This is a genomic window from Microcoleus sp. Aus8_D2, from assembly GCF_036702665.1.
Lineage (GTDB): Bacteria > Cyanobacteriota > Cyanobacteriia > Cyanobacteriales > Microcoleaceae > Microcoleus.
Window position 1 is genome coordinate 1 of record NZ_JAUBUN010000048.1, and the last position, 7046, is coordinate 7046.

Annotated in this window: 6 protein-coding genes and 1 pseudogene; 3 read left to right on the forward strand and 4 right to left on the reverse strand. The window is 47.1% G+C overall.

All coding sequences use genetic code 11. The annotated features are described in order from the left end of the window. A pseudogene (locus tag QUB64_RS27325) lies at positions 1-501 on the forward strand (photosystem II q(b) protein); the annotation flags it as partial. 210 nt (positions 502-711) lie between these two features. Here the strand turns inward: QUB64_RS27325 and msrA are convergent. The 3 genes from msrA to tmk form a co-directional block, all read right to left on the reverse strand. After that, positions 712-1176 (reverse strand): peptide-methionine (S)-S-oxide reductase MsrA, encoded by a 465-nt coding sequence (gene msrA, locus QUB64_RS27330; protein WP_333276848.1) that lies wholly within the window; start codon positions 1174-1176, stop codon positions 712-714. Between the two features lie 198 nt (positions 1177-1374). Next, the gene (locus tag QUB64_RS27335) at positions 1375-2337 is read right to left on the reverse strand and encodes a DNA polymerase III subunit delta' (RefSeq protein WP_333276854.1); all 963 of its coding nucleotides are present in this window, start codon (positions 2335-2337) and stop codon (positions 1375-1377) included. 307 nt (positions 2338-2644) lie between these two features. After that, the gene (tmk, locus tag QUB64_RS27340; RefSeq protein WP_333276846.1) at positions 2645-3313 is read right to left on the reverse strand and encodes a dTMP kinase; all 669 of its coding nucleotides are present in this window, start codon (positions 3311-3313) and stop codon (positions 2645-2647) included. A 103-nt stretch (positions 3314-3416) separates the two neighbouring features. Between tmk and QUB64_RS27345 the strand changes: the two genes are divergently transcribed. Then, positions 3417-3764, forward strand: a complete 348-nt coding sequence (locus QUB64_RS27345) for a hypothetical protein (RefSeq protein WP_333276843.1) — start codon at positions 3417-3419, stop codon at positions 3762-3764. Between the two features lie 78 nt (positions 3765-3842). On the opposite strand, the gene QUB64_RS27350 is transcribed toward QUB64_RS27345, so the two are convergent. After that, the gene (locus QUB64_RS27350) at positions 3843-6434 is read right to left on the reverse strand and encodes a heavy metal translocating P-type ATPase (RefSeq protein WP_333276841.1); all 2592 of its coding nucleotides are present in this window, start codon (positions 6432-6434) and stop codon (positions 3843-3845) included. A gap of 383 nt (positions 6435-6817) precedes the next feature. Here QUB64_RS27350 and QUB64_RS27355 point away from each other — a divergent pair, with 383 nt between their 5' ends. Continuing rightward, positions 6818-7024: a DDE transposase family protein gene (locus tag QUB64_RS27355; protein ID WP_333276838.1), complete on the forward strand. Its 207-nt coding sequence runs from the start codon at positions 6818-6820 to the stop codon at positions 7022-7024. The last annotated feature ends 22 nt before the right edge of the window (positions 7025-7046 follow it).

Below are 7046 nucleotides of genomic sequence, written 5' to 3' on the forward strand. Positions count from 1 at the left end.
CACCCCTTCCACATGTTGGGAGTTGCTGGTGTCTTCGGTGGTAGCTTGTTCTCCGCCATGCACGGTTCTTTAGTTACCTCTTCTTTGGTTCGCGAAACAACTGAAACTGAGTCCTTGAACTACGGTTACAAATTCGGTCAAGAAGAAGAAACCTACAACATCGTTGCAGCCCACGGCTACTTCGGTCGTTTGATCTTCCAATACGCTTCTTTCAACAACAGCCGTTCCTTGCACTTCTTGTTAGGTGCATGGCCAGTAGTTGGCATTTGGTTTACCGCTTTGGGTATTTCCACAATGGCATTCAACTTGAACGGTTTCAACTTCAACCAATCGATTATCGACTCACAAGGTCGCGTCATCAACACCTGGGCTGATGTGATCAACCGCGCTAACTTGGGTATGGAAGTAATGCACGAGCGCAACGCTCACAACTTCCCGCTTGACTTGGCCGCTGCTGAAACTACTCCTGTGGCTTTGGTTGCTCCTTCTATCAACGGCTAAGTTTTAGTCTGAGATAGACAAAAAGCGCTCCTAGAAATAGGGGCGCTTTTTGTTTGGGATTTTTTTTATTAGGTTCGTAGTGAGGACTTCAGTCCTTTGATTTGGATAAGGACTGAAGTCCTCACTACGAACCTATTTTATTGTGGTTGTTATGGCGGGCAAAATATAATAATTAACGAGTAATAATTAAGCGCATCCAAATAAATTGCTCTACAGAGAGGCTTGCCGCTTCTTCTCAATATACTGCTGGTGGTAATCCTCGGCCATATAAAATTCACCAGCGGATTTGATTTCGGTGGCAATATCTTTGTCGTATTTGCCGGAAATTTGCAATTTTTGTTTGGAGGCGCGGGCGGCTTTTTCTTGTTCCCAATTGTGATAAAAAATGACTGACCTGTACTGTTCGCCTCGGTCGGGGCCTTGGCGATTGATTTGGGTTGGATCGTGACAGTTCCAGAATATATCTAGCAGTGTTTCGTAACTCACTTGCGATCGATCGTACTCCAAGAGCACTGCTTCAGCGTGACCGGTGACTCGGGCGCAGACATCCAGGTAGCAGGGATTGGGCCAGTGACCTCCTGTGTAGCCCGCAGCAGTCGAGATGACACCCGCAACGGTGCGAAACTTGTGTTCGACTCCCCAGAAACAACCGGCGGCAAATGTGGCTTTTTCCATTGTTTTAAGAAGAAGGAAGTTCGGCAACGGATTCTGTAACGGATGTAACGGATGTAAAGGATGGAAGTAAGAAAACAGAAGAAGAAGATACATCCAAGTCGGAAGAAGACATACACAGCAAGCTTTTTAGCGAGCCTTTTATATTTAATTAGATGGATTTACTTATTCATGCTATTGCAATAAAAATTGGCACTCTTATTATGGTTGACAGATTCCCATTAGTGTGCATTCCCAGACTAATCGCGGCTGTACGTAGTTTAGCAAATATTGTCGCGCTTTTTCTAAGGGCTCTAAGGGCGATCGGCTAATTCGACCTGCTAAAAATTGCTGCCAGTAACAATGCTGTAAATAATCAATCAACCACAACTGAGATTCAGTATCTAAAGTTTTATCAATTTCCTTCGCCAATTCCAAAGCAGAGCGCAGATTTTGAGGCAACTGCTTGACTTTTTGCAGCAAATCCTCGGGTATTGATTGCAGTTGCTGCCAAATAGCAATTGCTTCTCCTGGACTTCCCTGCGCCATCCCGATTACCTCGGGATGGGATAAAATCTCGGCGAATCCCGCTTGCTCCAAAACTTGTGCCATTGCTTCGGGATTCAGCCGCGAAAACTGGATTTTTTGACAGCGGGAAATCAACGTGGGTAGCAAAGCTTCCACAGTCGGAGCAATTAAAATTAGCGCTGCTTTTCCCGGTTCTTCCAAGGTCTTCAACAAGCCGTTGGCTGCTCCTTCGCCCATTGTTTCTGCTTGTTCCAAAACTACGACTGAACGCCCAGCTTCTAGCGGTGGCCTGCTCAGAAATTCACCGATTTCTCGAATTTGTTCTAGGCGAATTTGTGGCGGTGCTTTCCGCTTTAAGCCTGCTTCTTCTGCTTCTTTTGGGGACAGCCGTTTGCCTTGGTTCATGTATGTTGGTTCTACCCAGAGCAAGTCTGGATGATTTCGCTGTCGGACGCGATTTTGCAAAGATTCTATCGATCGCCTTTCGGGTAGATTCACTGAGAATAAAAGTTCGATGAAACACTGTGCTGCTAAGCTTTTGCCGGTACCGTTGGAGCCGACAAATAGATAACCGGGAGCAATTCGGTTGCGATCGACTGCTTGGGTTAGCAATTCTACGGCTCGATTTTGTCCGATTAAAGATGTGAAATATTCCATGTGACAGTTGACCGCTTGACAGTTGACCGTTGACAGTTGACCGCTTGACAGTTGACCGAAGGAACGAGGAAGTTCGGCAACGGATTCTGTAACAAATTTAACGGATTTCATGGATGGAATATTTTTTTAGTTATTGTAGGGTGCGTCAGGGGGGGCTGAATGTGATGACTATCGATTGAAGAATTTTGCCCCCTGACGCACCCTACGGTTAGTTAGCTAAGAACGAAGAAACCGGGTTTTTCCTCGATATTGAGGATTTTAAGCAAATATTTCGTAAAAAACCCGGTTTCCGATCGTCTATGTCAGCCTACTTTTCAGAATTTGGATTATGTGAATATCCCCAAGCTTCTAACTTGCGAGTGACGATAGCTTGAATTTCCTGGGCGACCTCATCTTCAGCTCGATCGGCATCGATCCGGAAAATTCGAGATTTATTTGACTCGGCTAACTCCGCAAAACCTTGCTGTACGCGCTTGTGAAACTGCAAATCAGCTTGCTCGATCCGATCGCGATCTCCCCTCGCTCTTACCCTCGCCAAACCCGCCTCAACATTAATATCCAGCCACAAAGTCAGATCGCTTTCCAAGCCGCCGGTGGCAATTTCATTCAACTGCTTAATTAAATTTAACTTAAGACCGCGGCCGTGGCCCTGATAAGCGATCGTAGAGTCTGTAAAGCGATCGCATAAAACAATCGTTCCCTTCGATAACTCAGGTTTAAGAAAAGTTTCGACGTGCTGAGCGCGATCGGCCGCGTACATGAGTAATTCTGCTCGATCTGATACACATTCACCCGGATCTTGTTTGAGTAACAAATGCCGCAGTCCTTTTCCCAACTCCGTACCCCCCGGTTCGCGAGTAGCCACCAACCGGACTTTCTGAAAACAACTTAATTGCAGCCCATGTATCAATCGCTGCATTTGAGTAGTTTTTCCCGCACCTTCTACCCCCTCAAATACGATAAGTTTTCCCTTCATTGCCTAACTTTCCACCTGCATAAAATAAATCTATATTGTTCTGTAAATCTGTTCTAGGTTCGGTATGATGATAAAGTCTAATGCCTCATGGTTGGAGTTTTCTATGGCTCGCTACACTGGTTTTTTTATCGTTGCAGTTCCGATCGACCGTCTCCGTCAGTCCCTGATTGAAATTTTAGAGTCATGCAATCTTGATATTATCTACAATACAGGAGATTCCCTGATGGCTCGCGAAATTCCCGGTCAAGTTTCGATTCCCAAACTTGTCACCGCCGAAGTCCTAATTGAGAAAAACGCAGCTAGTGACTCAGAGGTTCGCATGAACTTCGTGATCAAAAACGAGGAATTGCCGCTGCAAACCAATAACCACTGCCGTCAAATGTTCGAGCTCGTCAGTAGATCGGTTATGAAAAACAATAACTGGCGACTGTTGGAAAGTATGGCACTGTAGCCATAAATCATTCGTCATCAGTCATTAGTTCCTGGCTAATGACTAATTACTGATGACTTTTATTTGGCAGGCTTAAATTTAAGCTCGAAACTTCCGGCGCAGCAGCAAAGAATTGGTAACAACGCTAACAGAACTAAACGCCATAAATGCACCGGCTGCCGCAGGACTGAGTAAAATTCCAGTTGCAGGCAGCAAGAGACCGGCCGCAACAGGAATTCCCAGAGTATTGTAAGCAAAAGCCCAGAATAAATTTTGGCGAATCTTATTAAAAGTAGCGCGACCAAGGTCGATCGACTCAACAACATCCATCAAAGCATTTCGCATCAGCACAATTTGAGCAGTCTCAACCGCGACATCAGTCCCGCAGTGCAAACCGATACCGACATCAGCTTGAGCCAAAGCCGGGGCATCATTGATACCATCCCCCACCACAGCCACTTTACAGCCTTGGGCTTGCAAACTGGCGATCGCCCGAGCCTTCCCCTCCGGCCGCACTTGGGCCAAAACATCAGCAGCCGCCAAACCTAGCTGCTGCGCAGTCGCCGCCGCCGCCGCCGCCGTATCGCCCGTCAGCATTATCACCCGCAATCCCATGCCCCGCAGGCGATCGACTGCCGCCTTAGCATCCGGTCTCAGAGTATCTTTTAGCCCGATTACCCCGAGCAAAACGCCCCCAGAAGCGACGTAAACCGCCGTTTTGCCTTTGCAAGACTCCAAAAGTTCCGCAGTCACAGCGACGCCCTGCTCGCTCATCCACTCAGCATTCCCTGCGAACACCCGCTGGCCCTCCACTAAAGCAGAAACCCCGAAGCCCGGTTCCGTGTAGAAATCCTCAGCAGGTAGCAGCGGCAAACCTTGCTGTTGAGATTCCAGCAAAATCGCTGTGGCGATGGGATGACAAGCGCCTCTTTCGACTGCTGCGGCAATTTGCAGCAGTTTTGAGTCAATTGTGGAACAGGCATCTTGTTTGTTACCAGAAACATCATCAATTGTGGACGTGGAACAGATATCTTGTTTGTTTCCCACATTAATATCCGAGTTCAAATCCCACTCATAATTCTGGAAAATCGGCAAATAATCTGTGAGTGTGAGATTTCCGGTTGTCAGAGTCCCAGTTTTGTCAAAAACCACCGTATCTAATTGATGCACCCGTTCTAAAACATCACCACCGCGAATTAACAGCCCGCGCTCCGCCCCGATGCCAGAACCGACTAAAATTGCAGTGGGGGTAGCCAGTCCCAAAGCGCAAGGACAAGCAATGACTAAAACTGCGATCGCCAATTTCAAACTCAACAACAAAGAAGATGGATAATGGATAATTGGCAATTGGTAATCGGTAATTGATAATTGATTTCCCATGCCCAATGCCCGATGCCCGATGCCCAATGCCCCATGTCCGATGCCCAATGCCCCATGCCCCATATCGTGCCCTAAAAGCACAGCAGGCCAAATATGAATTCCGGCAAAATACCAAAATAGAAAAGTTAAAGCCGATATCGCCATTACGCCATAGACAAAATATCCGGCGACAGTATCAGCTAAGTGTTGAATCGGCGCTTTGCGAGTTTGGGCTGCTTGCACCAAAGCCACCATTTGAGCTACAGTTGTTTCTTGACCGGTGCGAGTTGCCCGCATCACAACTGCCCCGGATTTATTGATAGTTCCGGCCGCGACTGTATCTCCTGGTTGCTTCAAAACAGGCATCGATTCGCCAGTCAGCATCGATTCATCTACGGTTGTTTTGCCTTCACAGACTTCGCCGTCTACCGGAAATTTTTCCCCCGGTAAAACTTGCAACCATTCTCCGACTCGGACGCGATCGGCTGGAATTTCAATGTATTGTGGATTGTAGACCGCAGATGTCGAGTTTGCCGGCAATTCTGGCGAGTTAAAATCTAAAAGTGGGAGTTTAAAATCAACTAAGCGGGCTGTCGCCGGCTGTAGTGCAATTAAAGCTTGCAAAGCAGACGCAGCGCGCCGTCTGGCTTGCTGTTCCAGAGTTTTGCCCAACAAGATAAAGCCCAAAAGCATCACGGGTTCGTCAAAAAAGCACTCCCATCCCATGCGTGGAAACAGCAGCGCCGCGTTGCTAGCCGTGTAAGCCGTGACAGCGCCTAAAGCAACTAAAGTGTTCATGTTTGGTGCATTTCGCCACAAACTGCGGCAGCCATCAACGATAATCGGGCGGCCAGGTAGCAGCAATGCGAGGGTGGCGAGTCCCCAGTGAAACCAAATGTTGCTGAGAATTGGGGCTTTGGTGCCGAGTATGTGTCCTAAACCGGATAGAATAATTAGAATAAGCGCGATCGACAATTGATTGATTTGCTGTCGAATTTCTTGCTGTCGCCGTTCAATTGCCGCCGCTTCTGCTTCCCGCTGATTTCCGCCTAAACGAGACTGAGAGGGAAATCCGTTATCAGTCAACTTTTTCGCTAAAACCTCTGCATCGACAGCCCCCGGTTGACACTCAATCGTTGCGACTTCTACGGCTAAGTTAACGCAAGCGGAAATGACGCCTGAATGCTGCATGAGTTGGCGTTCAACTGCTTTGGCGCAACCCGCACATTTCATTCCGCTGACATCGAAAGTAACAAGTTCCGGCGGTTTAGATTCTTTAATTGGGATGATTTCTGGTTGATTTTCTGGGATTATTTTGGGAACAAATTGCATTGTTTTTTTCGGTATTGATTAGAATATTCGGTAATGCGGAAAGTGTTTAATGCAGTGTTTAGACAAATGTATCCATTTTGATAATAGATAGTTTTTTCGGCATCTCCCGAAAGTGTTAGTTTTTTTTAATTCTTATTCCAATTCTGAATCGAAACCGGGCGGTTGAAACCGCGTCGATACAGACAAAACCCGCTGTCAGGCGGGTTGAAGATTAGACGGCGGTTGAAACCGCATCTACACAGACAAAACCCGCTGTCAGGCGGGTTGAAGATTAGACGGTTATTGTCTTCAGTCGGCGTCCGGCGGACATTGTTTGTATAGGATCGGTTTCAAGCGCCGTATTATATTAGTTAGTATACAGCTTTGATTTAACGCATTTAGCTATGACAGAATCACAGAAATTTTATATCGTCAAACGTCCTGCTGGTAATTGCGAGATTTTGCCGTTGGCGGAACCATCGCAGAGGGTCGCCCAAATCGCACAGCAAAGCCCCACGATTATTGAACAGTGGGGCCCTTACGATTCTGCTGAAGATGCGATCGCCCGACGCATCGGATTAATTCGCGCCGGAAAATGTCAACCGCAATAAATTAGATTGGATAAATCTTTCG

Bases quoted from the DNA above. Each gene is read 5' to 3' on its own strand.
- msrA (WP_333276848.1), bottom strand. From the start codon at position 1,176: ATGGAAAAAGCCACATTTGCCGCCGGTTGTTTCTGGGGAGTCGAACAC.
- QUB64_RS27335 (WP_333276854.1), bottom strand. From the start codon at position 2,337: ATGGAATATTTCACATCTTTAATCGGACAAAATCGAGCCGTAGAATTG.
- tmk (WP_333276846.1), bottom strand. From the start codon at position 3,313: ATGAAGGGAAAACTTATCGTATTTGAGGGGGTAGAAGGTGCGGGAAAA.
- QUB64_RS27345 (WP_333276843.1), top strand. From the start codon at position 3,417: ATGGCTCGCTACACTGGTTTTTTTATCGTTGCAGTTCCGATCGACCGT.
- QUB64_RS27350 (WP_333276841.1), bottom strand. From the start codon at position 6,434: ATGCAATTTGTTCCCAAAATAATCCCAGAAAATCAACCAGAAATCATC.
- QUB64_RS27355 (WP_333276838.1), top strand. From the start codon at position 6,818: ATGACAGAATCACAGAAATTTTATATCGTCAAACGTCCTGCTGGTAAT.